The sequence below is a fragment of the Knoellia sp. S7-12 genome, assembly GCF_040518285.1.
In the GTDB taxonomy this organism is placed as follows: domain Bacteria; phylum Actinomycetota; class Actinomycetes; order Actinomycetales; family Dermatophilaceae; genus Knoellia.
The window spans coordinates 59,857-81,153 of sequence record NZ_CP155449.1; the positions used below are offsets into that span (position 1 = coordinate 59,857).

Genomic DNA, 21,297 nt, shown 5'->3' on the forward strand with positions numbered 1-21,297 from the left:
TGACGAGGTCAGTTGTCCCAGCGCAGGCGCACGGCCTGTCCGGGTTGGAGCTGGGCGGCGCGGTCGACGGCGGCCGGGCGCAGCACGCCGATGACGGGGTAGCCGCCCGTCACCGGGTGGTCGCTGAGGAAGATGACGGGTTGGCCGTTGGGCGGGACCTGGATCGCACCGCGCACCATCCCTTCGCTCTGGAGCTCGGCCTCCACCAGCTCGGGAACGCGCTCGAGAGGCTCGCCCTCGAGCCGAATCCCCTTGCGGTCACTACGTGACGAGACCTGCCAGGGTGTCTGAGCGAGCCGTTCGGGATGCGCGAACCAGTCGAGTCGGGGGCCGGGCCTGACCTCGAGGTCGACCAGCCCAGTGGGAGGTTCGGCGACTCCTGCTACGTCGACGACAGGGAAGCCGACGGTCCGCGTGCCGACGGGCACCACCTGACCGGCCTTGACCGGCTCGGCGCCCAACCCCGACATCGTGTCGAAGGAGACCGACCCCAGCACCTCCGGCCCGGTGAAACCACCGCGGACCGAGACATAGGTGCGCAAGCCGGCGAGCGGCATACCCAAGGAAAGTTCTTGACCATCCCGGACCTCGAACAGGGCAGCTCGTGGCACCGGCCGCCCGTTCACCTCGGCCGGGGTGGACGCGCCGGTGAGGCAGATGAGCAGGTCACCCGACGCCCGCAGGCGCAGACCTCCGAACGTCACCTCCAGTGCTGCGGCCCCATCCGCGTTGCCGAGCAGTCGGCCGCCGAGGAGATAGGAGCCCAGATCCGCGGCGCCGGCCCGGCCGACGCCGACGGCGAGGTGGCCGATGCGGCCCCGGTCCTGGAGCGTGGTCAGGGGTCCCGGCACCAGGATCTCGACGCTGCGGGTCATGACCGGACCTGCGTGAACTGCACGGTTGTGCCGGGGACGAGCAGGGCTGGGGGCGTGCGGTCCGCGTCCCACAGCACGACGTCGGTGGAGCCGATCAGCTGCCACCCGCCGGGGGACTCGCGCGGATAGATGCCGCTGAACTCCCCGGCGAGCGCCACAGCTCCGACGGGAACGCGGGTGCGGGGCTCGGCGCGACGGGCGACCACCAGGCGCGGGTCGCCGCCGACGAGGTAGGCGAAGCCCGGCGCAAAGCCACCAAATCCCACCCGCCAGGGCGTCCCGGTGTGGGCGGCGACGACCTCCTCCGGCGTGAGGCCAGCCTGCTCGGCGACGTCCTGGAGGTCGGGGCCGTCATAGCTGACCGGGATCTCGATGGTCGTCGCGGTGCCGGTGATCGCGGTCCGTCCTGCCCGCCCGGCGGCTGCGCGGATCTCGGCGGCGAGGTCGGCGAGGTTGGTGGTGGGCCGGGCCATGACGAGCAACGTCTTCGCGGCGGGGACGAGGTCGTCGACGTCGGCCCACACGCCCTCGCCGGCGCTCGCGAGGGGTGAGAGCACGGCGTCGAGGGCGAGCACCGCATCGATGTCGTCGGTCTCGACGAGCCAGGCAGACTCACCCATCGGCAGGAACCGCACGGTCACACCTTCGGACATGGCAGCCCTAGCCGGTGAAGGCGGTGATGGTGACGCCCGCCTCGGTGAGGGCCGCGCGGACCGCCTTGGCCATCTCGACGGCACCCGGGGAGTCGCCGTGGGTGCAGATCGAATCGGCGCGCACCGGGATCTCGGTCCCGTCGATCGCGGTGATCACGCCGTCGGTCACCAGTCGCACCATGCGCCGCGCGACCTCGTCCGCGTCATGGAGGACGGCTCCTGGCTCGCGGCGAGAGACGAGGGTGCCCTCCGGGGTGTAGGCACGATCGGCGAATGCCTCGGCGACGGTGCGCAATCCGGCCTCCTCGGCCTGGCGGAGGAAGGCCGAGCCCGGCAACCCCATGACCGGCAGCTGCGGGTCGATCGCGAGGACGGCCCGCACGACCGCCGCAGCCTGGGCCTCGTGGTGGACGATCGCGTTGTAGAGCGCGCCGTGGGGCTTCACATAGGCCACGCGGCCACCGGCCACCTTGGCCAGCATCTCGAGGGCGCCGACCTGATAGATGACGTCGGCCGTCAGTTCGGCCGGGTCCATGTCGATGAACCGGCGGCCGAAGCCGACGAGGTCGCGGTATCCGACCTGGGCGCCGATGACGACGCCGCGCTCGACCGCCTGGGCGCACGTCTGCTGCAGGGTGAGGCTGTCGCCGGCGTGGAAACCGCATGCGACGTTGGCGCTCGTGACGAGGTCGAGCATCGCGGCGTCATCACCGAGCTGCCAGGTGCCCAGCGACTCGCCGAGGTCGGAGTTGAGGTCGATCTGCATGGTCGTCATCGGCTGCCTCAGCCCCAGAGTGCGCGCAGGCCGGTGATGGACTGGTAGCCGAGCCAGAGGGTGAGCAGCCACGCGAGGACGCCGACCGAGAGCAGCCACTTCGGGTAGGCGTAGCCGCGCAGGAGGTCGCGTCGACGCCAGGCCACCCACAGGATCACCGTGAAGCCGATCGGGAGGATCACTCCGTTGAAGCCACCGGCGAAGACGAGCAGCTTGACCGGTGCCTTGCCCAGCAGGAGGAAGAGGACGGTGCAGACCGCGATGAAGGCGACGGTCGCGAGGTTGCGCACGCGCGGGGAGGTCTGCTGCGTCGTGAGGAACGAGACGGTCGTGTAGCTCGCGCCGATGACGGACGTGATCGCCGCTGCCCAGAAGATGACGCCGAAGGCACGGAGCCCGAACTCGCCAGCGGCCTGCTGGAAGGCGCTCGCGGCCGGGTTGTCTGCGGCCAGCTTGGCCCCGCCGTGGACGACACCGAGGACGGCGAGGAAGAGGATCGCGCGCATGATGCCGGTGACGATGATCCCGTAGACCGAACCCTTGGCGATCTCCCTCGCGTGCTCGGGGCCGGTGTTGCCGGACTCGATGAGGCGGTGCGCACCGGCATACGTGATGTAGCCACCGACGGTGCCACCGATGAGGGTCGTGATGGCCAGGATGTCGATCTGCTCCGGCAGCACGCTGTTCTTCAGGGCGAGGCCGACGGGCGGGTTGCTGGTGAAGGCGATGTAGGCCGTCAGGCTGATCATGACGAGGCCGAGGACGACGACGATCTTGTCGAGTGCCGCACCGGCTCGCTTGACGAGGAAGATGCCGATGGCCAGGGCCGCGGAGAGGATGGCGCCGATCTTGGGGTCGAGGCCGATCATCGAGTCAGTGCCAAGCCCGGTGCCGGCGATGTTGCCGATGTTGAACACCAGGCCGCCGAGGAGGATCAGCAGGGCGAGGGCCCAACCCAGGCCCGGGGCAACGCGATTGGCGAGCTCATTGGCTCGCAGACCCGAGACGCCGATGACGCGCCAGACGTTCATCTGCACCGCGATGTCGACGAGGATCGACACGACGATCGCGAAGGCGAAGGCGGCTCCCAGCGTGACCGTGAAGTTCGTGGTCTGGGTGATGAACCCGGGGCCGATGGCGGAGGTGGCCATGAGGAACATCGCGCCGAGGAGGGCGCTGCGGCCGTTGGCCTTCTGCTCCTGCTGGGTCGCCGGATCCGTCTGGTCCGTCTGGTCAGGGTGATTCGGCTCGGTGCCGTCGAGCGGGGTGGTCCTGGCGTCCATGGGGCTCCGACCTGTGCGGCACCAGTTCCCTGGTGCAGGGGCAACCACATCGTTGTGGCCGTGATTGAAGGTAGCGGATTGTTGAACAATCCGGCAAGGCTATTGTTCAACAATCTTTGGTTCGGCGATCTAGAGTGACGTCGTGAGCAACAGCGCCCTCTCCGCCGCCCTGCAGCGCATCCCCGACGGCGAGAGTGCCCTCCCATCGGCGGCAGAGCGGGTCGGCAACGCCCTGCGTGCCCAGATCGTCGATGGCGCCCTGCAAGCAGGAACGCGCCTCACCGAGGAGACCATCAGCACGGCGATCGGCTTCTCCCGCAACACGATTCGCGAGGCCTTCGCGCTGCTGGCCGCCGAACGCCTCGTGGTCCGCGAGCCGAACCGCGGCGTCTTCGTCGCCACCCCGACCATCGAGGACGTGCATGACCTGTATGCCGCACGCCTCGTCATCGAGCCCGTCGCCCTCGAGCGTGGTCCCGACTTCGGGCCCCATACCGCAGTCGCGCTCCAGGCGATCGTCGACGGGGCTCGCAGCGCCGCCGCAGGAGGCGACGTCGCGGGCGTCGCCCAGGCCAACCAGGAGTTCCACCGCACGATCGCCCGGCTCAGCGGCAGCCGGCGGGTCGATCAGCTCATGGAGGGGGTGCTCGCCGAGATGCGCCTCGTCTTCCACCTCATGAACGATCACTCGCAATTCCACGAGCCCTACCTCGAGCGCAATGCCGAGATCGTGCGCCTGCTCATCGACGATGGCCGCCCCGCGGCAGCTGCCGCCCTCGCGGACTATCTCGCCGACGCGCGCGAGCACCTGCTTTCCGCGTTGGGTGACGCCACCGGATCCTGAGCGGGCAGCGAAGGCGCCCGGCGGGCGACAGTCGCGAGGACGGCATACGCCGATCTGGTTTGGAGGTCGTGGGGTGCGTGCGGCACACTGGACCAGTTCCAAGCGCAAGTGGCGGAACGGCAGACGCGCTGCGTTCAGGTCGCAGTGTCCGAAAGGGCGTGGGGGTTCAAATCCCCCCTTGCGCACGTTTGTCCCTCGGGACATCAGCAGGACCCCGAACCCCTCAGGGTTCGGGGTTTCTTGCGTTCTGGGGATGATCCGGGGCGAGCCGGCCCTGTCGGGTGGCCACGACCAGCCCGGCCGCCCAACCAGGGGCGCGACCACCGGACGGCGGTCGAGTCACTGGCGCGCCCGTGTCGTGGCCGCTGCGGGCAAGCAGCCAGGAGGTCAGGGAGTTGGAGTTCCACATCTCACCGGCCCCTTGCTCATCACGACCCCAGGTCGCGCACGGGAAGGACGGGACGAGGTCCACGACCCGACGGGCCAGTTGCTCGTCGTGGCTCACGCGTCGAGGGCTGTCGACCGCCGCCGCTAGGTCCGGGATGGTGCCGCCCTCCCAGCATCGGACTTCATATCGGAACAGGCGGGCACGGCCAAGAAACGGCAGGCCCACCGCACCTTCACCCACGACTCCTCGGTCAACGGTCGTGACCGCCCACACCGGGGTCATCTCGATCGTGAACGCGACTCCGTCAAGATGCACGATCAAGGCCGAGTGATAGAGGTCCATGGGGGCTCGGTCATGCCGAAGCGCGGTGAGCGCCTCGTACGTGCGCCCACTGCTCCGCACGCATCGTCCGCCTTCTCCCGAGCCCAACGGAAGCCAGTAGAGGTCGACGCTCGAGGGCGTCCCTTCCTGCTTGGCCCGCCCTGCCAGGCCAGAGAAAACCGGCTCTGTGCTCATGGCGCCGCGACGGCAGGCACCTGCGGCTGTCCCGCTGCCGCGTTGTCGAGGTGTTGTGGGTTGTACGAAATGTCATCGAGGTCGAACTCCAGATAGGTGAACGGCCCGTCGGGAAGTGTTGCGGTCCAACGCCCTTCGCCATGCGCGAAGATTCGCCGCCCGTTGAGGTCGCGGTGTGCGGACAGCGGCGTCGACCACGGCTGCGACACGAACGACGTGCCGTCGGCCGACGCCCGGAACCGGTCCTGCGAGACGAAGTCCACCAGGTCGTGGTCGGAATCGAACGTCAACACAGCCGTCACGCTCTGACCAGCGTCGGTGAAGACGCCGCGAACGTGGTGGTCGTCGATGGCGGTCCATCGGATGGGAGCGCCGATGATCGCCCCGGGAGCCATCACCACCAGGTCGTTGAACACGGTGACCGTCTCGCCCTGGTTCATCTCCGGACCCACGGCGTCGACGACGGGGACCAGTGACAGCACCTTGACCCGCATTCTGGCGGTGGCGTCCTCGAACTGGTGCAGGACGGTGACAGGCAGCCCGGACCGCGTCGCGTCCATGATGAACAGCCGCTGCGGTCGTGGGCCGTAGGTGTTGACCTGACGGCCGGTGAACGGCATCCAGGCCTCCTGGGGGCCGCTGCGGATCCGGCCGTGGAAGGTCGCCTCGAAGCTGGTCACCCGAGGCTGGCCCACTGCTCCCGATCGAGCGATGTAGGCCGCGAGGGGTCCCGGCAAATCAACCAGATCAGCCTCGGTCACGAGAGCGGAGCCTGGACTGGTCGCAGCCAGAGCCTGCGTGGACTGCGTGTCCCACTGGGCGTGGAAGCTGCCCGGTCCCACGGAAGCCAAGAGGTATGCCGCCGCCAGGACCAGCACGATGTTCGCCGCCGTGCCCGCCTTCGCGTCGCTCCACGAGGTGATGATCGCCAGTTGCGAGACAGCTGCAGCGACAAGGGCCAGGGTCCACCACCACGTCGGCTTCCCGGCGGCAAGCAGGCCACCAACGGTCACCACGAGCGCCGCAGCCAGCAACCACAACGCTCCTGCCTGAGCACCAATAGGTTCTTTGAGCTGAGGGATGGCCGACCAGCCCAGGCCCTTGGCTGCTCCCAGGAGGTGGATGAGTCCATGGCCGACCACGACGGCGGCGAGCGACCAGCGGATGACGGTGTTCACGGGCGCGCCGAGCCCGAGGACCGTCGCTCCCACGCTCACACTGACTTCATCCATGCCTCAACCCTCAGGCAGCCCGGTCCAGCCGGACAGAGGCGAACGTCCCGGGCTCTGGGTCAACCCGATTCGAACGATGCCGTGAGCGCGTTCATCGTGGCGGTGCGCTCTCTCAGCCCAACCAGACGGAACATCGGCGTCGCCAACTGGTAGGCACCATAGGTCTACATCTTGGCGTGGTGACGCACGAGCGTCGAGCCCTCGCTGGCCGGCTCGAGCGAGTATCCGGGCCACCCCTTGGCGTGGAGCCTGCCCGCCTTGGACGTGTCCCACCAGTGGGACGTCATCGATCGGCGCACGGACAGTGCGCGTCACCTCGAACTCGACGACGCCCATGAGGCCATGGTCCGCCTCCGCCTCCGAGTCCCCGGTCACAGGACGTTCTTCAAGCGCCGTCGCCTCAATCGGGTTGGAGTCTCGTCTCGGCCTTCACCTACGACCGGGCGAGGCCGGAGGCGAGACTCGTGTCTCGATGATGAAGAAGATGAAGAAGATGAAGAAGATGAAGAGCGCGTTTTGGGAGTGGCAGGCGTTCGGTCAGTCGTTTAACTTCGCGGCCCGCTCCAGTCTGTCGAGGGCCTCGGCAGCGTTCTCAACCGACATCGCAGAACTGTCCTGACGGCATTTGATGAGCATCCTGCGCAGCCGTCGACGATCCTTCTGCCCCAATTGGGTCTCGCGGAAGTCGCGCGCCGAGACGAGGTTCGCCAGCACCACGAAATCGGTGCAGTGGCGCGTACTGGCCCGGTCCGAGGCGATTTTGGTGCGGGCTGCGGCCTTGCCCACGAGGGCTCCGACCAGATTGGGGCGCAAGATGGCGCCGGTCCGGCCCATGGCTTGAACGATGACACGCTCCGTTCGAGCGAGGGCCTGCGAGGTGCCAGGCGCCGAGACGGTCGGGGCTCCGCCGGCGCCGAGGCGAGCCGCCGCGACTTCACCAATGCCTTCAGGGATGAGCACGTCGATCTGTGCCTGGCCTCGGCACCAGCGGTGCTGGGCGCCATCACCGGTGGTCTCGGGCGTGAAGCCCATGTCTTTCAGAGCGCCAGTGAATTGCGCGAGTATTGCTGGGGAAGCCCGGACGTCTACGACCGTGTCGACATCGTTGGTCGGCCTGGTCGGCGAAAAGCCGCGCTCGGCGCAGTGCAAATGCACGAGTTGGCCGCCGATGAGGGCCCAGCCGGAGTCAAGGCGCTCGGAGAGGTCCATGAGGGCGTACCAAGAGTCCATCTGAGGTTGGACCATGACCGGCAGTTCGACGGGCTCAGTCACGACGGGGCCCGATGACATCTGCTTCGCGAGCGACGAGCAAAGCGTGCAGGTCAGCGACTGAGCGCATGGCTGCGCTCTTCTCGCGGATGCCGTCGTGCTCAGCCAAGTCGGCGGCCAGCGCAAGTGGTGACCGGGCTACATCGTCGAGGGCCGGACTTTGAACCTCGGACGGCACGACGTGAAGGATGACGTTGGCGCGAGAGCGAGGAGCGGGAGAGAGCAAGTGGTCGTCGACGAGGGCGTCTAGGTCCTCGATAGACACGTAACCTTCAGCGGCATCGCCGGCTGACATCCCCGACTCGGGAAGTGAAACGCCGGAGAGGTGGACGCGCTCGTCGGCCCTGAGGTCCGGCAGGTCTCGCACGGAGGCGATGAAGAGGGCCCGACCGGCACGGTTGCGCATGGCGTTCACAAGCTGGGCTGCGGAGTCCTCGAGATCGGCGGAGGATGCCTGAGCGTGGAGATTCACCAGGCGCGACCGAGCGCGTGACCGAGCAGAAGGGCTGAGTTCTGAGGCCGCTTTGTCGCCGAGCGCGACAGAGAGTAGGTCCCATGCGGACTTCGCGGACAAGGGACGCCCAGGACCGGAGTGGCGCTCGAGGCGACGCAGGTCGTTCCTTTCGACGGCCCACTGCTTCCCGACCTTCGACGCGGGAAGAGAGCCTCCCCGGATGCGCTGGTGGATGCGCTGCGGGTGGACGCCGAGGATCTCGGCAGCCTCAGCCACACTCACTCGTTCGTCGGACATGATTTCCACTTTCCTATAAGTTCTTAAAGGGTTGCAGCAATCATATAAACACTTATAGGTTTCCTGCAATGTCACTCGGTGAAGCGTACGGATCGATGGGCCGCGGACCCTTCCGAACACGGCCTAAGGTCGAAGGATGACCCTGCGACCCCTGGCCCGCGCTCTCGACACCGTGCTCGACCGAGCCGTTGTTCCCGGTTTTTCCAGCATTGGGTATGCCGTCCGCCGTCGCCTTCCGACGTGGCCGGCGGACCCTGCCGCGGGGGCGCTCGCGGGTCGCCACGTCGCCGTCACCGGCGCCACGTCCGGCCTCGGGATCGCGACGGCCCGCCAGCTCAGTGAGCTCGGCGCGCACGTCCATCTCATCGTGCGCAACCCCGACAAGGCGGCCCAGGTCGCTGCCGATCTGCCCGGGCCGTCGACGACGTGGGTGTGCGACCTGGGCGATCTCGAGAGCGTGCGCGAGTGCGCCGCCCGCATCGTGGCGGAGGTGCCTGTGCTCCACGCCCTCGTCCACAACGCGGGCGCGATGCCGCCCCAGCGCACCGAGTCGCCGCAGGGTCACGAGCTGTCGATGTCGCTGCACGTCCTTGGGCCGGTCCTGCTCACCGAGCTCCTGCTGCCGGTCCTCGCCGGGCATGAGGCTCGGGTCGTCCTCGTCACTTCTGGTGGCATGTATGCCCAGAAGCTCCCCGCCGACGACCCCGAATACGTGAGCGGCGAGTACTCCGGTGCCACGGCATACGCCAAGAGCAAGCGCGCCCAAGTGGAACTACTGCCGATCCTCACAACCCGTTGGGCAGCTGACGGCGTCGCCGTCTATGCGATGCACCCGGGCTGGGCTGCCACCCCTGGCGTGACCGAGTCCTTGCCGACGTTCGACAAGGTCCTGGGGCCGATCCTGCGTGACGCTGATTCCGGCGCGGACACGACGACGTGGCTCGTCGCCTCCACTCCTCGACCGCGCGGCGGAGAGCTCTGGATGGACCGACGCCAGCGGCCCACTGCCTATCTGGGCAGGAACAGTCCCACCTCGGACGAGCGCCGACGCGTGTGGCAGTGGGTGGCCACCGCACTTGATGTCAGCCCCTGATCGGTGCCTCGTGGCGCTCACCCGAAGGCGCCGGGCCGCGGGAGGTCAGTGCAGGGTCGGGCGATAGATGAGCTCCTGGATGGAGCCGTCGAGGGTGCGGCTCTCGAGCAACTCGAGGTCGAAGTCGGCCGCCCCCGCGAAGATCGGGTCCGTCCCGGTCTGACCTGAGACCACGGGGAAGAGCGTCACCTGGACGCGGTCGACGAGTCCGGCGGCCATCAGTGCCCGGTTCATCGACAGGCTGCCGTGCGAACGGAGCGGGACCGGTGAGTCCTCCTTGAGCCGGGCGACGACGTCGACGGCATTGCCGCTGGCGACAACGGCGTTCGGCCAGTCGAGGGGTCCTTCGAGAGTGCTTGAGATGACAGTGGTCGGCAGGTTGACCATCGCGGTGTTGATCGGGTCGAGCTCTCCGGCCTCGTCGAGCGGGCCCAGCATCTCGACGAACTCCCGGTAGGTGTTGGCGCCGAGGACCATCCGTTGGGGCTGGCTGTATTGCGCGAGGCGGTGCTCGAGGAACTCGGGCCCGTGTTTGCCCCAGTAGCCGCCCCAGTCGCCAGCGGGGCCATAGGACCCGTAGCCGTCGAGGGTGGACAGGACGTCGAAGGTGAAGCTGGCGGTCATGGTGTCCTCCTCGTGTCAGGCAGCCCGAATGGCTGCCTCTCTTCACCTACGAACGGGCAAGGCCCGATACGACACTCAGCCAGTCAGCCGTCGACGTGGGGCCAGAGCTTCTGCGGCACGACCATCCGCCAGGCATCGAGGACGAGCTCACGCATTCGCGCCTCATCCAGCTGGTCCAGGCGGCACTCGACCCAGTTGAAGCGCATGTCCGATGGGCGCGGCATGAAGAACACGTCGGGCTCGCTCTCGACCAGGGCAGCGCGCTCCTCCTTGGGGAACGCGAACCCCATCTGCGTCTCCTCCTGGTTGAACGCAAGCCACACGATGCTCCCGACCCGGAATTTCACCCGGTCGCGCACGATCGCCTCGTAGCTGCGAGGCAGCCTGTCCACCACCCGGCGAACGTCATCGATCGTGACCGGCATACATCCAGAGTGGCACCGTCCACCAAGGGCGCCAATCCCCCAGCACGGTTCCTTTGCGGTGGTGTGTTGGATGGGTGAGGTCGCGGGCGGCTTGGGGAGGCGAAGAGGCGCGAAGCTGGGTGGCTCAGTGGCCGTCGCTGTCGAGGTGGCTCTTGAGGACGGAGTGGGGCTGGCGGGCGGCCACGCGGATGGGGCCGGTGGCGGTGAGGGCGTCGACGGTGGCGCCGGCCTGGGTGGCAGCGACCAGTCCGGCCCCGGCAAGCCTCGCGACCGCCTCCCGCGCGGGCTGCATGAGGTCGCGCCAGTCGTCGTCGCCGACCTGGCGAGCCGCCTCGCTCGGGCAGATCGTCGCGTCCGCCGCGCGGTGGGTGAGCAGGTCGAGGATGGCGTGCTCGAGGCGTGCCGGCGTGGAGTCGCTCATGGTGTCGACGCTACGGACGGCACGCCCACCGCACCACCCGCCCCGTGGGATCAGGCGTGGCAAGTCGCCTGCATGCGAGAGTGACAGCGTGCCCATGCATGCCCTGGAGATGGTGCTCGACGTCGCGTCCGACGCGCGGATCCGCGATGAGTGGGCGGCACTCGTCGCGGCGGGCCTGCCGTCGCAGGCGCAGCATCACAGCGCGAGCAACGCGCCGCACATCACGGTGCTGTCTGCGGATCGCGAGGCCGTCGACGCGGTCGAGCCGGTCGCTGGGGAGCGGCTGGGTCCCCTGCTTCCTCGGACACTCTCGGTGGCAGGGGTGGTGGTGTTCGGCGGCGGGCCGTTCGCCGTGGCGCGGCTGGTGCTGCCCGATCTCGAGACGCTCGCGGCAGTGGGCGAGGTGCGGGGGCACATCAGCGGTGCCGATGGAGGCTGGGTGGCGCACGTGACGTTGGCGCGCCGGGTCGCGGCCGGTGACCTGGGGCGCGTCCTGGAGGTGGCTGCTGGGTCGCGTCTGAATGGTGTGGTCGTGGCCGGGTTGCGCCGGTGGGACCCGGACCGTCGGGAGACGCGAGTCCTCGCGGGTCGGTGAGCGCTGGGGATCCGGGGACAGGGCCAATCCCTCAGCGCGGTCCGTTCGCGAGGGCGCGTTCATAGCTCGACACGTCAGGGTCCTCGTCGCTGAGGATCCGGAAGAGCGCGGCTCGAAGGACGGCTTGTCGTCTCGCTCCCCCGGACCATGCGCCCATCACCGTTGGATCGGCGCCCATCCACATCACGGCGTCGAGGACGCAGACGGCCTCGGCCCAGAGCGCTGGCCGCCAATAGGGCGACACGTCGATCACCATCGGGATCCCTGTCGCGTCGAGGAGGACGTTGCCGGCGAGGTCGCCGTGGACGAGCTGGTCGGGTCCCAGGCTGGTCCTGTCGAGCTCGGCCACGAGCCGGGAGACGAGCGCTCCAACAACAGTGGGTATGCCGGTCGGCTGGCTCTCACCGAATGCGATCCGCTCCGCTTGGGCCCAGCGATCATCGCGGCTGTGTATGCCGAGTGGTGCCGTTGTGACCTTGGCCGCGAGTCGCGCGTGGAGGAGGCGCCCGGTGGCGAGAAGGACATCGAGGTCTGTGCACGGTCGCGTATCGGGTTCGAATCGCGTTGCGCCCCAACCGTGTGCCACCCATTTGAGGTCGCGCGTCGGGATGGGCATGGCGAGGCGCAGCGAGCGCGGCCGCTCGTGGTCGAGTTCAGCCGAGAGCGGCGCGATGATCGGGTTGAGCCACTGCGCAAGCCGTTGGCTGCGGCCGGGCGAGAGGACAAGATCGCCGGCAAGGACTGAATGCCCCTGCCCGCCGTCGAGCGGCACGGCGTCGTCCGGCACCGCAAACAGGTCGAAGACATCCGGCGAAGGCTGCACACCGACAGCATCTCGCATTTGCGGGTGTGGATCGGCCGAGCCACATGTCACGGGGCGAGCGCGTCGAGGGGCGCTGTCACTGTCCCGTCGTCGGTGACCAGGGTCGGTCCCGTTCCCGTGACGACGAGGCGAAAGGCCGGCTCTCCGGTCGAAGGTGTGTCAATGGCCGAGTTGTGCGCTCTCGTCCCAGTGGGAGTGCGGGCTGGTCCAAGACGGCCGCGGGATCGCGGGAGCACGATCGGGTCAGTGCCGGTGCGGCAGGGAGCACCGGCAGGTCGGCACCAGCGCATCCACCCACAGGAGGAACTCATCTCTCTATCGCCGCGACTGCGACGCCGCCGACCGGTCGCACGAACCCGAACGGTGCCAACAACGTCGGCGTCGAGTACTTCAATGCCGGCTCCGAGCTGCCCGTGACGATGGTCATGACGTGGATCGAGGGAGCCGAGTTGGTCGACTGCTGAGCCTGACCGTCGGATTCCCTCTCGAGCACATCGGTGGGGCGTGAGCACATCGGTGGGGCGTGCCCAGGGATCACGTCCCACCGATGCTTCTGGACAAGCGGCGTATGCCGTCAGCGCTCGTGCCGATGGACGCGCGCCGCTCGCTGGGCGTGAGTCCAAACCGGGCGCGGTAGGCGCGTGAGAAGTACGCCGAGTCGTGGAAGCCGCAGGCCGTGGCCACGTGGGTCACGCTGCCTGCTGAGTCGCCGAGGCTGAGGAGGGCGTTGGCCCGATCGAGCCTTCGGGCCAGGACGGTGCGCCCGAAGCTCATGCCGTGTTCGGCGAAGAGCTTGGTCAGGTAGCTCAGCGAGATCGAGAGCTCCCGAGCGACGTCGGTCGGGGTGAGGTCCGGGTCGCAGAGGCGGCGGTCCACCACGTCGAGGATGCATTGGAAGCGGTGGACTCGCAGTGGCGTCGGCGACTGCTGGACCGCTTCACTGAGAGCCAGGGCGATGAGGCCGACGACGTGCGTGGTGATCCCCTGCATCTCCCGCACGGTGAAGGGCGTGCGCTGCGCCGCGAGTGACTGGATCGTGGCTGAAGCGATTGCTCCGGCACCCGAATCACCCTTGACGACAACACAATTCGACTTCTTCGGTTCTGCCAGGAGCGGATCCATGAGCTCGCGGGGGATGGTGATCGCGATCTGCTCGAAGCGCGATTCGAAGTCGAGGGTGAACGGCCGGTCGCCGTGGATGAGGACGAAGTCTCCGGCACGCGTGACGCTCAGCCGCCCGTCCTGGACGGCGATTCCCTTGCCGGCGAGGGGGAGGTTGAGGAAGTAGACACCGTTGGCCCGTTGCCCGATCTGCCGTGATGAGCGTTCGACGCGTTGGGCACCTGAGTCGAGCCAGGCCACACCGAGATCGCCGACAGTGTGGGCAGCGCAGCTCGTGAGGAACCCGGCCGTGGCGGGGTCGTCCTGGTCGTCGTGAATCGCGTCCTCGCGAGGCCGGCTCAGGGTCACGGGAGCGAAGGGTTCCGCCGCCATTGCCTCCCACGCAGAGAACTGGTCGGAGGTGTCGATGTCGTGCGTGTGCCAGGTGCGATCGGCATGGCCGAGCATGCACACCAGCGTAGAACCGAGCGGTGCTGCCCCGCAGGCCATTTGAGCAATCTCGGCGTCGCCTCTTGTCACCCCTGGGCCATTGAACTATTCTGCTAGTTACCTAGTGGAATGAGGTTCTGATGATCGAGTTTTCGTTGGACGCGCGATCTGGTGTCTCGCCCTATCTCCAGGTGGTCCAGCAGGTGCGCCGGGCACTCCGCCTCGGCCTCCTGGAGAAGGGGGATCAGCTGCCCACCGTCAAGGACGTCGTCGCCCGCCTGGCGATCAACCCCAACACGGTGCTCAAGGCCTATCGAGAGCTGGAGCGCGACGGTTTGGTCGCCGCCCGCCCCGGTGTCGGCACCTTCGTGACGCGGACGCTGGCCAGCTCCTCGCTGGCCGCTCACGAGCCACTGCGCCGCGACCTCGCCAAGTGGCTCGCGAAGGCCCGGCAGGCGGGCCTCGACGACGAGAGCATCGAGGACCTGTTCACCAGTAGCTTTCGCTCCGCCGACGAGGAAATAGCATGAGCGCGATCCTCGCGGCGCGTGGACTGGGCAAGCGCTACCGCCGCACCTGGGCCCTGAAGGACTGCACGCTCGACATCCCGCAGGGTTGCGTCACCGGCCTCGTCGGACCGAACGGCGCCGGCAAGACCACCCTGCTCAACCTGGCGGTCGGGATGCTCGAGCCGACCGAGGGCACCATCGAGGTCTGTGGTGGTCGCCCGGCAGCAGATGCGGCCCAGCTGGCCAAGGTCGGCTACGTCGCCCAGGACACCCCGACCTATGCCGGGCTCAGCATCGCCGACCACCTCAGGATGGGCGCGCATCTCAACCCGCGCTGGGACGCGTCCATCGCGCAGGCCCGCATCGACCACCTCGGGCTCGACCCGAAGCAGAAGGCCGGCAAGCTCTCCGGCGGACAGCGGGCGCAGCTCGCTCTCACCCTCGGACTCGCCAAGCGTCCGGACCTGCTCATCCTCGACGAGCCCGTCGCCAGCCTCGACCCGCTGGCACGGCGTGAGTTCCTGCAGGCGCTCATGGAGGCCGTCGCCGAACACGAGCTCAGCGTGCTGCTCTCCTCGCACGTGGTCTCCGACCTCGAGCGCGTGTGCGACCACGTCGTCGTCCTCGTCGACTCCGAGGTGCGGGTGGAGGGCGACGTCGAGTCGCTGCTCGCGAGCCACCACCGGCTGACCGGGCCGCGGCGTGACGCGGCGAGCCTGCCGTCGGACCAGTACGTGGTCGCCGAGAGCCACACCGATCGCCAGTCCACGTTCGTCATCCGTACCGACGCGCCGGTTCTCGACCCGGCTTGGTCGGTGGGCGCGCTCGATCTGGAGGACCTCGTGCTGGCCTACATGGAACAGGCGGCGCGCCCCGTCTCGACACGACCGATCGAAGCGACCCGACCGACCCTGGAGGTGCTGGGATGACCTGGTTGATCTGGCGGCAGATCCGCACGCAGTTCCTCGCGATCTATGCGCTGGTCGCTGCTGCCGCTGTCGTCCTCGCCGTGACCGGGCCGCGCCTTGCCGACCTGACACCGGTGGACGGCACCATCTTCACCCAGCTGACCGAGTTCGACCGGTTCACCTACTACTCCGGCATCGCGGTGATCGCCGTCGTACCCGCGCTGATCGGGATCTTCTGGGGCGCACCGCTGGTGGCCCGGGAGCTCGAGAACGGCACGCATCGGCTGGCCTGGAACCAGTCGGTGACCCGCACCCGCTGGCTCGCCGTCAAGCTCGGCGTCGCCATCCTCGCGACGGCGGTGGCCGTCGGGACGCTCACGCTGGCGATCACCTGGTGGACCATCCCGCTGGACGGGATCCAGAGTGAGACACGAGGCAGTCTGCCGTCGCGCCTGGCTCCCGTGGCGTTTGCCATGCGCGGCATCGTGCCGATCTCGTATGCCGTCTTCGCGCTGGTCCTCGGAGTCACCCTCGGCGTCCTGCTGCGTCGCTCGCTCCTGGCGATGGCGCTGACGCTGGCGGTCTATGTGGCCGCCCAGATCGCGGTTCCCTTCCTCGTGCGACCGCACCTGGTCCCGACGGAGACCCAGACCGTCGCGATCTCGATGGAGACGATGGCAGGACTCGGCACCCAAGGGGGCAGCGACGACATCGAGTTTCAGGCCAAGGCGGCCGACCCCAGCGACTGGGTGATCGAGAACGAGACCATCAACTCAGCCGGTCAGGTGACCGGACTGCCCGCGTGGTTTGCCGACTGCATGCCGCGGCCGCCGCGACCGGGTGAGGGTGCGCCCGATGCACCGGTGCAGTCTCCCGCGGACACGCTCGACGCGTGCTTCAGTCGGCTCGCGTCCGAGGGCTACCAACAGCGTGTGGTCGTCCAGCCGGTCTCCCACTTCTGGCCGCTCCAGTGGGCAGAAACCGGACTGTATGCCGGTGCGTCGGCCCTGCTCGCCGGCCTCGCCTTCTGGTGGACGAGGCGCAGGCTCTCCTAGTGTCGATTCCGCGCCACCTCGTTCGTCATCGAGGTGACGCGGACATCAGGTCCGCCACGACACGAGGAGCCAGCCATGGCCGAGTACCTCATCTACTTCAACCAGCAGTGGGTCGGTGACCACAGCGAGGACTGGTTCCGCTCTCGTGTCGAGCCTTCGATGGCCGTTGTTCGCGAGCTGCAGGAGGCGGGCGTCTACGTCTTCGCCGGTGGGCTCGAGGAGGACGGACCGGCATACTCGGCCGACGCGACGAGCGGGGAGGTCGTGATCACCGACGGGCCGTTCGCCGAGACGACGGAGGTCCTCGGCGGGTTCACCGTCATCAACGTGCCGGACGACGAGACCGCGAAGATGTGGGCCGGCAAACTTGCGCGGGGATGTGGCTGGCCGCAGGAGGTCCGTCGCTTCGGGCCCAAACCGGACTGACTCCACCACAAAACGGTGAGTATGCCGCCCGCGCGAGCGGGCGGCATACTCACCGTTTGTCCGTCCTGGGTCACACGACTTCGGCGCCCAGAGCGAGGTCGAAGCCCGCGCCGCTGCGGGCCACGCCCACCAGGAGGAGGCCGGCCCATTCGAGGGCGTGGGCCATGGTGAGCGGCCCTGCGTCGAGGGGCCGCACGTCCAGGCTCTGCATGAATGCCGCGACCTGTGCCTTGGCCTCGGCGCTGTCGCCGGCAAGGAACCCGTCCACGGGCTTGTCCTGCGCGAGGACGTGGCCGAAGAGCGTGTTGAACGCCTTGACTACCTGTGCGCTGTCGGGGGCGGTTGCGGCGATCTGCTCGGCCACCGAGTTGCCCGCGGTGCTCGCGAGTCCGCTGCCGTCGGCGGTGAACGGGTTGGTGATGTCCACGAGGATCTTGCCGGCCAGTGCATCGCCGTGGTGCGACACCACGTCGACCGCGCCGCCAGCCAGGACGGCCACGACGACGATGTCACCTGCTGGCCGTGCCCCGAACGTGCCGACGGTGGCTCCGTCGCCGATCTGGTCGGCGAGTGCCTGGGCGCTGGCGGTGTTGCGGCTCAGGAGCTCGACGGTGTGGCCGTGCTTCACGGCCCTGGTGCCGATGGCGGCGGCCATGTTGCCGGATCCGATGATGCTGATGGTTGTCATGATGAATGTGCCCTTCGTGAAGTCCGGACCGTCAAGGTGAGGCACCCCTCCGGTTAGTGCTGGTGGATGTAACCGGAGGGGTGCCTCGATCTATTCCGGTAGGCTGGAGAGATGAGTCATGGCGACGTCGAGCAGGTGCAGCGACCCATGCGCCGCGACGCTCGAGAGAGCCGCGACAAGCTCATCGGGGCGGCGCAGCACGAGTTCGCCGCGCGCGGTGTCGATGCGTCCCTGGAGAAGATCGCGCGCGATGCCGGAGTGTCGATCGGCACGCTGTATCGCCACTTCCCATCGCGTCTGGACCTGCTCGTGGCCGCCTTGAGACCCCGACTTCAGGAGTTCCTCGACCGCGCTGGGCGCGCCCTTGAGATGGACGACCCATGGGAGGCCTTCGTCGCCTACCTGGAGAACCTGTTCGGCATGCAGGTCGGGAACAGAGGTTTCAGCGACTTCCTCTCGCGCCGCTTCACCGACAGCGCCGAGACTGAGCGGATCCACGACGAGATGTGCCAGCAGATCGAGGACGTCCTCACGCGAGCCCAGGATGTCGGCGCGGCCCGCCCCGACATCACCCAGGCCGACATCGTCAACCTCATCTGGGCGAACGGCCGAATCATCGACGCCACCGGCACGACAGCCCCCGACGCCTGGCGGCGTCAGCTCCACCTGATGCTCGATGCCTACCGGGCTGAGCGGGCACACCCGATTGCCGACCCACCCATGACGTCCGCTCAGCTCTACGACGCCATGGTCCATCTCCGCGACGCGAAGTAGCAGCTGCTCGCCGGATCGGACACGCAGGACTGACCGCCACCACACAGCGTGAGGCGAGCGGACGGCATACCCGAGAAGGACGTGTCTTTGCTTCGTGTGTTGACGCAAAGGCACGTCTCTTTGCACAGGTCGTCAGCCCAGCAGCGCCGGTAGCTTTCCACCCGACAGTGGCTGACAGGCCCCGACGAACGCTGAACCCGATACGGGTCCGTGCGCCACGCATAGGATTGAGTTCGGACAGGTCACCTACTCGGAGGGAGCGCACGTGAAGGCGCTCATCGTCGTTCTCGTCATCGTCGTTCTGCTCGCGCTCGTCGCGGTCGGGATCTACAACGGCCTGATCAAGCTCCGCAACAGCGTCGAGGAGTCCTGGCGGCAGATCGACGTCGAGCTCACGCGCCGGCACGACCTGATCGGCAACCTCGTCGAGACGGTCAAGGGGTATGCCGCGCACGAACGAGGCACCCTCGAAGACGTCATCAGTGCCCGCGGCGCCGCCATGGCCGGCGGCCAGTCGCCGAGCCAGCAGGCCCAGAGCGAAGGCCTGCTCACCCAGGCCCTCGGCCGCCTCATCGCCGTCGCGGAGGCCTACCCCGACCTCAAGGCCAACCAGAACTTCCTCGCCCTCCAGGCCGAACTCACCGGCACCGAGGACCGGATCGCCTCGGTCCGGCGCTCCTACAACGACGTCGTCAACCAGCTCAACACCAAGGTGGAGTCGGTCCCGAGCAACATCGTCGCGGGCATGTTCAACATCGAGCGGGCCGAATACTTCGAGGCGCAGGGTGGGGAGCGCGAAGCGGTCAAGGTCGACTTCGGCCAGCGCGACACGACCATCCCGCCGCCGGGGTCGTATGTCGGGGCCGACGTGCCGCCGGCCGCGCCTCCAGCCGGGCCGGCAGCGCCGTCAGCGCCGGCTCCCCCGGTCCAAGCCCAGTCCCAGCCCCCGTCCGAGCAACCGCCGGCCTGACCGGCATACGCGATCGTCCACTCCCACAAGGAAACCCAATGTCAGCCACTGACGAATCCGCAGCCGTCGCGCCACTCCAGCCACCCGACCAGAGCCTCACCCTGACCGCTCCCGAGGCGCCCAAACAGGTCGTCGAGACCCAGGCGCCCAAGATGGCTCCCCAGGTGAGCGCCGAGGCCGTGCCCGGTCTGGACGCCAAGGTCGAGTCGTTCATGGATGCCCTGACCAAGGCCGCGCCGCGCAGCCCCGAGTTCGCCCAGCAGGCCGACAACGTCCGCACCATGGGAGACGCCGACATCCGGCGCGCGGCCGAGACGTCCAACCGGCTGCTCGACAAGCCGGTCCAGGCCCTCAAGGAGGGCGCGCTGTCGCAGGGCAGCAACGTCGGCAAGACCCTGCTCGAGCTGCGTCGGACGGTCGAGGACCTCGACCCGGGGAAGATGACCGGGGGCCGCAAGCTGCTCGGGATGATCCCGTTCGGCGACAAGGTCACCGACTACTTCCGGCGCTACCAGTCCGCGCAGAGCCAGCTCAACGGCATCCTGCACAGCCTGCGCAGCGGCCAGGACGAGCTGACCAAGGACAACGTCGCCCTCAACCTGGAGAAGACCAACCTCTGGGCCGCGATGGGTCGGCTGAACCAATACATCTACATCGCCGAACGGCTCGACACCAGGCTCGCGGCCAAGATCGCCGAGCTCGAGCTGAGCGACCCCGACACCGCCAGGGCGCTGTCCCAGGACGTCCTGTTCTATGTGCGTCAGAAGCACCAGGACCTGCTCACCCAGCTCGCCGTCTCGATCCAGAGCTATCTCGCGATCGACATCATCATCAAGAACAACATCGAGCTGATCAAGGGTGTCGACCGGGCCTCGACCACCACGATCTCGGCCCTGCGGACCGCGGTCATCGTCGCCCAGGCCCTCGGCAGCCAGAAACTCGTCCTCGACCAGATCACGGCGCTGAACGTCACGACGTCGAGCATGATCCAGCGGACGTCCGAGATGTTGCGCGACAACTCGGCCCAGATCCAGGAGCAGGCGGCGTCCTCGACGATCGGGGTGGCCGAGCTGCAGGCCGCGTTCCAGAACATCTACCAGACCATGGACTCCATCGACACGTTCAAGCTGAAGGCCCTCGACACGATGGCCCAGACGATCGGGGTACTCGAGACCGAGGTCGACAAATCCAACGAGTACCTCGCCCGCGCTCGCAACCAGGACGCCCGCGGGACCCAGAACCTCGACCTCGAAGGGTCCTGAGCCGCGGTGGGCCTGCGGGACTGGTTTCGCGGGGAGCCCGATCCCCCGGCCTCCAGCGTGCCCGCGGCGCCCACCGAGGCCGACGTCCTGGGCTCGCTCGATCGGGTGTCCGCGGCGCTCGTCGAGGCCAAGGCTTCGCCGCTCATCCGGTCGCGGGTGGACCGGATCGACCGACTCGTGCGAGCCACGCTGCCCCGTCTCGCCGCGCTCGGGCTGGGCAGTGCCGACGCGTATGCCGTGGTCGCGACGGCCACGAGCTATCTCCCCGAGGCGGTGGCCGGCTACCTGCGGCTGCCGCGCGACTGGGCTGACACGCGGCCGATCGACGCCGGCCGGACCGCCCTGATGATGCTCGTCGACCAGCTCGAGCTGCTCGGTTCGACGATGGTCAAGGTGCTCGACGCCGCCAACCGCTCCGACGCCCAGGCGCTCATTGCCCACGGCCGCTTCCTCGAGGCCAAGTTCGGCGCACCGACTGGTGGCGGCGCCCTCGAGGCGCCCTCGGGAACTCCCGTCCCCGGCCCGTCGTCTGATGGATCACCACCGTCACGCTCGACCAACAGCCTCGACCTGGAGTGAGCGCCCCC

General features: G+C 68.2%; 27 protein-coding genes and 1 tRNA gene. 12 read left to right on the top strand and 16 right to left on the bottom strand.

What is annotated here, in order from left to right:
• Positions 1 to 8: 8 nt before the first annotated feature.
• The 4 genes from V6K52_RS00270 to V6K52_RS00285 are packed head-to-tail and all read right to left on the bottom strand — an operon-like array spanning position 9 to position 3,586.
• Positions 9 to 875 (bottom strand): biotin-dependent carboxyltransferase family protein, encoded by an 867-nt coding sequence (locus V6K52_RS00270; RefSeq protein ID WP_353951907.1) that lies wholly within the window; start codon positions 873 to 875, stop codon positions 9 to 11.
• Positions 872 to 1,528, bottom strand: coding sequence for an allophanate hydrolase subunit 1 (locus V6K52_RS00275; protein WP_353951908.1), 657 nt, complete (start codon positions 1,526 to 1,528; stop codon positions 872 to 874). The genes V6K52_RS00270 and V6K52_RS00275 overlap by 4 nt, the downstream gene beginning before the upstream one ends.
• A 7-nt stretch (positions 1,529 to 1,535) precedes the next feature.
• Positions 1,536 to 2,303 carry a 5-oxoprolinase subunit PxpA gene (locus tag V6K52_RS00280; RefSeq protein ID WP_353951909.1) on the bottom strand — a complete coding sequence of 256 codons (768 nt, stop codon included), beginning with the start codon at positions 2,301 to 2,303 and terminating at the stop codon, positions 1,536 to 1,538.
• An 8-nt stretch (positions 2,304 to 2,311) separates the two neighbouring features.
• Positions 2,312 to 3,586 carry an NRAMP family divalent metal transporter gene (locus tag V6K52_RS00285; protein ID WP_353951910.1) on the bottom strand — a complete coding sequence of 425 codons (1,275 nt, stop codon included), beginning with the start codon at positions 3,584 to 3,586 and terminating at the stop codon, positions 2,312 to 2,314.
• A gap of 142 nt (positions 3,587 to 3,728) precedes the next feature.
• Between V6K52_RS00285 and V6K52_RS00290 the strand changes: the two genes are divergently transcribed.
• Positions 3,729 to 4,430: a GntR family transcriptional regulator gene (locus tag V6K52_RS00290; protein WP_353951911.1), complete on the top strand. Its 702-nt coding sequence runs from the start codon at positions 3,729 to 3,731 to the stop codon at positions 4,428 to 4,430.
• A 102-nt stretch (positions 4,431 to 4,532) separates the two neighbouring features.
• Positions 4,533 to 4,615: transfer RNA gene (locus tag V6K52_RS00295), tRNA-Leu, on the top strand.
• Between the two features lie 38 nt (positions 4,616 to 4,653).
• Here V6K52_RS00295 and V6K52_RS00300 read toward each other — a convergent pair.
• The 5 genes from V6K52_RS00300 to V6K52_RS00320 form a co-directional block, all read right to left on the bottom strand.
• A complete protein-coding gene (locus V6K52_RS00300) occupies positions 4,654 to 5,334 on the bottom strand; it encodes a hypothetical protein (protein WP_353951912.1) in 681 nt (226 codons plus the stop codon).
• Positions 5,331 to 6,566, bottom strand: coding sequence for a DUF6544 family protein (locus tag V6K52_RS00305; protein WP_353951913.1), 1,236 nt, complete (start codon positions 6,564 to 6,566; stop codon positions 5,331 to 5,333). The genes V6K52_RS00300 and V6K52_RS00305 overlap by 4 nt, the downstream gene beginning before the upstream one ends.
• 164 nt (positions 6,567 to 6,730) lie before the next feature.
• Positions 6,731 to 6,853, bottom strand: a complete 123-nt coding sequence (locus V6K52_RS00310) for a hypothetical protein (protein WP_353951914.1) — start codon at positions 6,851 to 6,853, stop codon at positions 6,731 to 6,733.
• 250 nt (positions 6,854 to 7,103) lie between these two features.
• Positions 7,104 to 7,775: a hypothetical protein gene (locus V6K52_RS00315; protein WP_353951915.1), complete on the bottom strand. Its 672-nt coding sequence runs from the start codon at positions 7,773 to 7,775 to the stop codon at positions 7,104 to 7,106.
• Positions 7,776 to 7,830: 55 nt separating this feature from the next.
• Complete coding sequence (locus V6K52_RS00320; protein ID WP_353951916.1) at positions 7,831 to 8,586, bottom strand: helix-turn-helix domain-containing protein; 756 nt, start codon at positions 8,584 to 8,586, stop codon at positions 7,831 to 7,833.
• Between the two features lie 136 nt (positions 8,587 to 8,722).
• On the opposite strand from V6K52_RS00320, the gene V6K52_RS00325 reads away from it, so the two are divergent.
• Entirely contained in the window at positions 8,723 to 9,679 is a 957-nt protein-coding gene (locus V6K52_RS00325; protein WP_353951917.1) for an SDR family NAD(P)-dependent oxidoreductase, read from the top strand.
• A gap of 45 nt (positions 9,680 to 9,724) precedes the next feature.
• On the opposite strand, the gene V6K52_RS00330 is transcribed toward V6K52_RS00325, so the two are convergent.
• From V6K52_RS00330 to V6K52_RS00340, 3 genes are all read right to left on the bottom strand, one after another.
• Complete coding sequence (locus V6K52_RS00330) at positions 9,725 to 10,303, bottom strand: dihydrofolate reductase family protein (protein ID WP_353951918.1); 579 nt, start codon at positions 10,301 to 10,303, stop codon at positions 9,725 to 9,727.
• 83 nt (positions 10,304 to 10,386) lie between these two features.
• Positions 10,387 to 10,728: an MmcQ/YjbR family DNA-binding protein gene (locus V6K52_RS00335; RefSeq protein WP_353951919.1), complete on the bottom strand. Its 342-nt coding sequence runs from the start codon at positions 10,726 to 10,728 to the stop codon at positions 10,387 to 10,389.
• 124 nt (positions 10,729 to 10,852) lie between these two features.
• Positions 10,853 to 11,149, bottom strand: a complete 297-nt coding sequence (locus tag V6K52_RS00340; RefSeq protein ID WP_353951920.1) for a DUF3253 domain-containing protein — start codon at positions 11,147 to 11,149, stop codon at positions 10,853 to 10,855.
• An 88-nt stretch (positions 11,150 to 11,237) separates the two neighbouring features.
• Here V6K52_RS00340 and V6K52_RS00345 point away from each other — a divergent pair, with 88 nt between their 5' ends.
• Positions 11,238 to 11,744: a hypothetical protein gene (locus tag V6K52_RS00345; RefSeq protein ID WP_353951921.1), complete on the top strand. Its 507-nt coding sequence runs from the start codon at positions 11,238 to 11,240 to the stop codon at positions 11,742 to 11,744.
• Positions 11,745 to 11,775: 31 nt separating this feature from the next.
• On the opposite strand, the gene V6K52_RS00350 is transcribed toward V6K52_RS00345, so the two are convergent.
• The 3 genes from V6K52_RS00350 to V6K52_RS00360 form a co-directional block, all read right to left on the bottom strand.
• On the bottom strand, positions 11,776 to 12,567 hold the full coding sequence (locus tag V6K52_RS00350; RefSeq protein ID WP_353951922.1) for an aminoglycoside phosphotransferase: 792 nt from the start codon (positions 12,565 to 12,567) through the stop codon (positions 11,776 to 11,778).
• A gap of 307 nt (positions 12,568 to 12,874) precedes the next feature.
• On the bottom strand, positions 12,875 to 13,081 hold the full coding sequence (locus V6K52_RS00355) for a hypothetical protein (protein WP_353951923.1): 207 nt from the start codon (positions 13,079 to 13,081) through the stop codon (positions 12,875 to 12,877).
• Positions 13,082 to 13,101: 20 nt separating this feature from the next.
• Positions 13,102 to 14,136, bottom strand: a complete 1,035-nt coding sequence (locus V6K52_RS00360; protein WP_353951924.1) for a helix-turn-helix domain-containing protein — start codon at positions 14,134 to 14,136, stop codon at positions 13,102 to 13,104.
• Positions 14,137 to 14,258: 122 nt separating this feature from the next.
• Here V6K52_RS00360 and V6K52_RS00365 point away from each other — a divergent pair, with 122 nt between their 5' ends.
• From V6K52_RS00365 to V6K52_RS00380, 4 genes are all read left to right on the top strand, one after another.
• Positions 14,259 to 14,648 carry a GntR family transcriptional regulator gene (locus tag V6K52_RS00365; RefSeq protein WP_353951925.1) on the top strand — a complete coding sequence of 130 codons (390 nt, stop codon included), beginning with the start codon at positions 14,259 to 14,261 and terminating at the stop codon, positions 14,646 to 14,648.
• Positions 14,645 to 15,556 carry an ABC transporter ATP-binding protein gene (locus V6K52_RS00370; protein ID WP_353951926.1) on the top strand — a complete coding sequence of 304 codons (912 nt, stop codon included), beginning with the start codon at positions 14,645 to 14,647 and terminating at the stop codon, positions 15,554 to 15,556. The genes V6K52_RS00365 and V6K52_RS00370 overlap by 4 nt, the downstream gene beginning before the upstream one ends.
• On the top strand, positions 15,553 to 16,590 hold the full coding sequence (locus V6K52_RS00375; RefSeq protein ID WP_353951927.1) for an ABC transporter permease subunit: 1,038 nt from the start codon (positions 15,553 to 15,555) through the stop codon (positions 16,588 to 16,590). The genes V6K52_RS00370 and V6K52_RS00375 overlap by 4 nt, the downstream gene beginning before the upstream one ends.
• Positions 16,591 to 16,665: 75 nt before the next feature.
• Positions 16,666 to 17,016, top strand: coding sequence for a YciI family protein (locus V6K52_RS00380; protein WP_353951928.1), 351 nt, complete (start codon positions 16,666 to 16,668; stop codon positions 17,014 to 17,016).
• Positions 17,017 to 17,086: 70 nt separating this feature from the next.
• On the opposite strand, the gene V6K52_RS00385 is transcribed toward V6K52_RS00380, so the two are convergent.
• A complete protein-coding gene (locus V6K52_RS00385) occupies positions 17,087 to 17,704 on the bottom strand; it encodes an NAD(P)-binding domain-containing protein (protein ID WP_353951929.1) in 618 nt (205 codons plus the stop codon).
• A 111-nt stretch (positions 17,705 to 17,815) separates the two neighbouring features.
• Between V6K52_RS00385 and V6K52_RS00390 the strand changes: the two genes are divergently transcribed.
• The 4 genes from V6K52_RS00390 (at position 17,816) to V6K52_RS00405 (ending at position 21,289) form a co-directional block, all read left to right on the top strand.
• Positions 17,816 to 18,478, top strand: coding sequence for a TetR/AcrR family transcriptional regulator (locus V6K52_RS00390; RefSeq protein WP_353951930.1), 663 nt, complete (start codon positions 17,816 to 17,818; stop codon positions 18,476 to 18,478).
• A 265-nt stretch (positions 18,479 to 18,743) separates the two neighbouring features.
• Entirely contained in the window at positions 18,744 to 19,448 is a 705-nt protein-coding gene (locus V6K52_RS00395) for a LemA family protein (RefSeq protein ID WP_353951931.1), read from the top strand.
• Between the two features lie 38 nt (positions 19,449 to 19,486).
• Positions 19,487 to 20,710: a toxic anion resistance protein gene (locus V6K52_RS00400; protein ID WP_353951932.1), complete on the top strand. Its 1,224-nt coding sequence runs from the start codon at positions 19,487 to 19,489 to the stop codon at positions 20,708 to 20,710.
• A gap of 57 nt (positions 20,711 to 20,767) precedes the next feature.
• A complete protein-coding gene (locus V6K52_RS00405) occupies positions 20,768 to 21,289 on the top strand; it encodes a hypothetical protein (RefSeq protein ID WP_353951933.1) in 522 nt (173 codons plus the stop codon).
• The last annotated feature ends 8 nt before the right edge of the window (positions 21,290 to 21,297 follow it).

Excerpts from the sequence above, each read along its gene's own strand:
- V6K52_RS00270 (WP_353951907.1), bottom strand. The coding sequence starts at position 875 with ATGACCCGCAGCGTCGAGATCCTGGTGCCGGGACCCCTGACCACGCTC.
- V6K52_RS00275 (WP_353951908.1), bottom strand. The coding sequence starts at position 1,528 with ATGTCCGAAGGTGTGACCGTGCGGTTCCTGCCGATGGGTGAGTCTGCC.
- V6K52_RS00280 (WP_353951909.1), bottom strand. The coding sequence starts at position 2,303 with ATGACGACCATGCAGATCGACCTCAACTCCGACCTCGGCGAGTCGCTG.
- V6K52_RS00285 (WP_353951910.1), bottom strand. The coding sequence starts at position 3,586 with ATGGACGCCAGGACCACCCCGCTCGACGGCACCGAGCCGAATCACCCT.
- V6K52_RS00300 (WP_353951912.1), bottom strand. The coding sequence starts at position 5,334 with ATGAGCACAGAGCCGGTTTTCTCTGGCCTGGCAGGGCGGGCCAAGCAG.
- V6K52_RS00305 (WP_353951913.1), bottom strand. The coding sequence starts at position 6,566 with ATGGATGAAGTCAGTGTGAGCGTGGGAGCGACGGTCCTCGGGCTCGGC.
- V6K52_RS00310 (WP_353951914.1), bottom strand. The coding sequence starts at position 6,853 with ATGACGTCCCACTGGTGGGACACGTCCAAGGCGGGCAGGCTCCACGCC.
- V6K52_RS00315 (WP_353951915.1), bottom strand. The coding sequence starts at position 7,775 with ATGGACCTCTCCGAGCGCCTTGACTCCGGCTGGGCCCTCATCGGCGGC.
- V6K52_RS00320 (WP_353951916.1), bottom strand. The coding sequence starts at position 8,586 with ATGTCCGACGAACGAGTGAGTGTGGCTGAGGCTGCCGAGATCCTCGGC.
- V6K52_RS00325 (WP_353951917.1), top strand. The coding sequence starts at position 8,723 with ATGACCCTGCGACCCCTGGCCCGCGCTCTCGACACCGTGCTCGACCGA.
- V6K52_RS00330 (WP_353951918.1), bottom strand. The coding sequence starts at position 10,303 with ATGACCGCCAGCTTCACCTTCGACGTCCTGTCCACCCTCGACGGCTAC.
- V6K52_RS00335 (WP_353951919.1), bottom strand. The coding sequence starts at position 10,728 with ATGCCGGTCACGATCGATGACGTTCGCCGGGTGGTGGACAGGCTGCCT.
- V6K52_RS00340 (WP_353951920.1), bottom strand. The coding sequence starts at position 11,149 with ATGAGCGACTCCACGCCGGCACGCCTCGAGCACGCCATCCTCGACCTG.
- V6K52_RS00355 (WP_353951923.1), bottom strand. The coding sequence starts at position 13,081 with ATGTGCTCACGCCCCACCGATGTGCTCGAGAGGGAATCCGACGGTCAG.
- V6K52_RS00360 (WP_353951924.1), bottom strand. The coding sequence starts at position 14,136 with ATGCTCGGCCATGCCGATCGCACCTGGCACACGCACGACATCGACACC.
- V6K52_RS00365 (WP_353951925.1), top strand. The coding sequence starts at position 14,259 with ATGATCGAGTTTTCGTTGGACGCGCGATCTGGTGTCTCGCCCTATCTC.
- V6K52_RS00370 (WP_353951926.1), top strand. The coding sequence starts at position 14,645 with ATGAGCGCGATCCTCGCGGCGCGTGGACTGGGCAAGCGCTACCGCCGC.
- V6K52_RS00375 (WP_353951927.1), top strand. The coding sequence starts at position 15,553 with ATGACCTGGTTGATCTGGCGGCAGATCCGCACGCAGTTCCTCGCGATC.
- V6K52_RS00380 (WP_353951928.1), top strand. The coding sequence starts at position 16,666 with ATGGCCGAGTACCTCATCTACTTCAACCAGCAGTGGGTCGGTGACCAC.
- V6K52_RS00385 (WP_353951929.1), bottom strand. The coding sequence starts at position 17,704 with ATGACAACCATCAGCATCATCGGATCCGGCAACATGGCCGCCGCCATC.
- V6K52_RS00390 (WP_353951930.1), top strand. The coding sequence starts at position 17,816 with ATGAGTCATGGCGACGTCGAGCAGGTGCAGCGACCCATGCGCCGCGAC.
- V6K52_RS00400 (WP_353951932.1), top strand. The coding sequence starts at position 19,487 with ATGTCAGCCACTGACGAATCCGCAGCCGTCGCGCCACTCCAGCCACCC.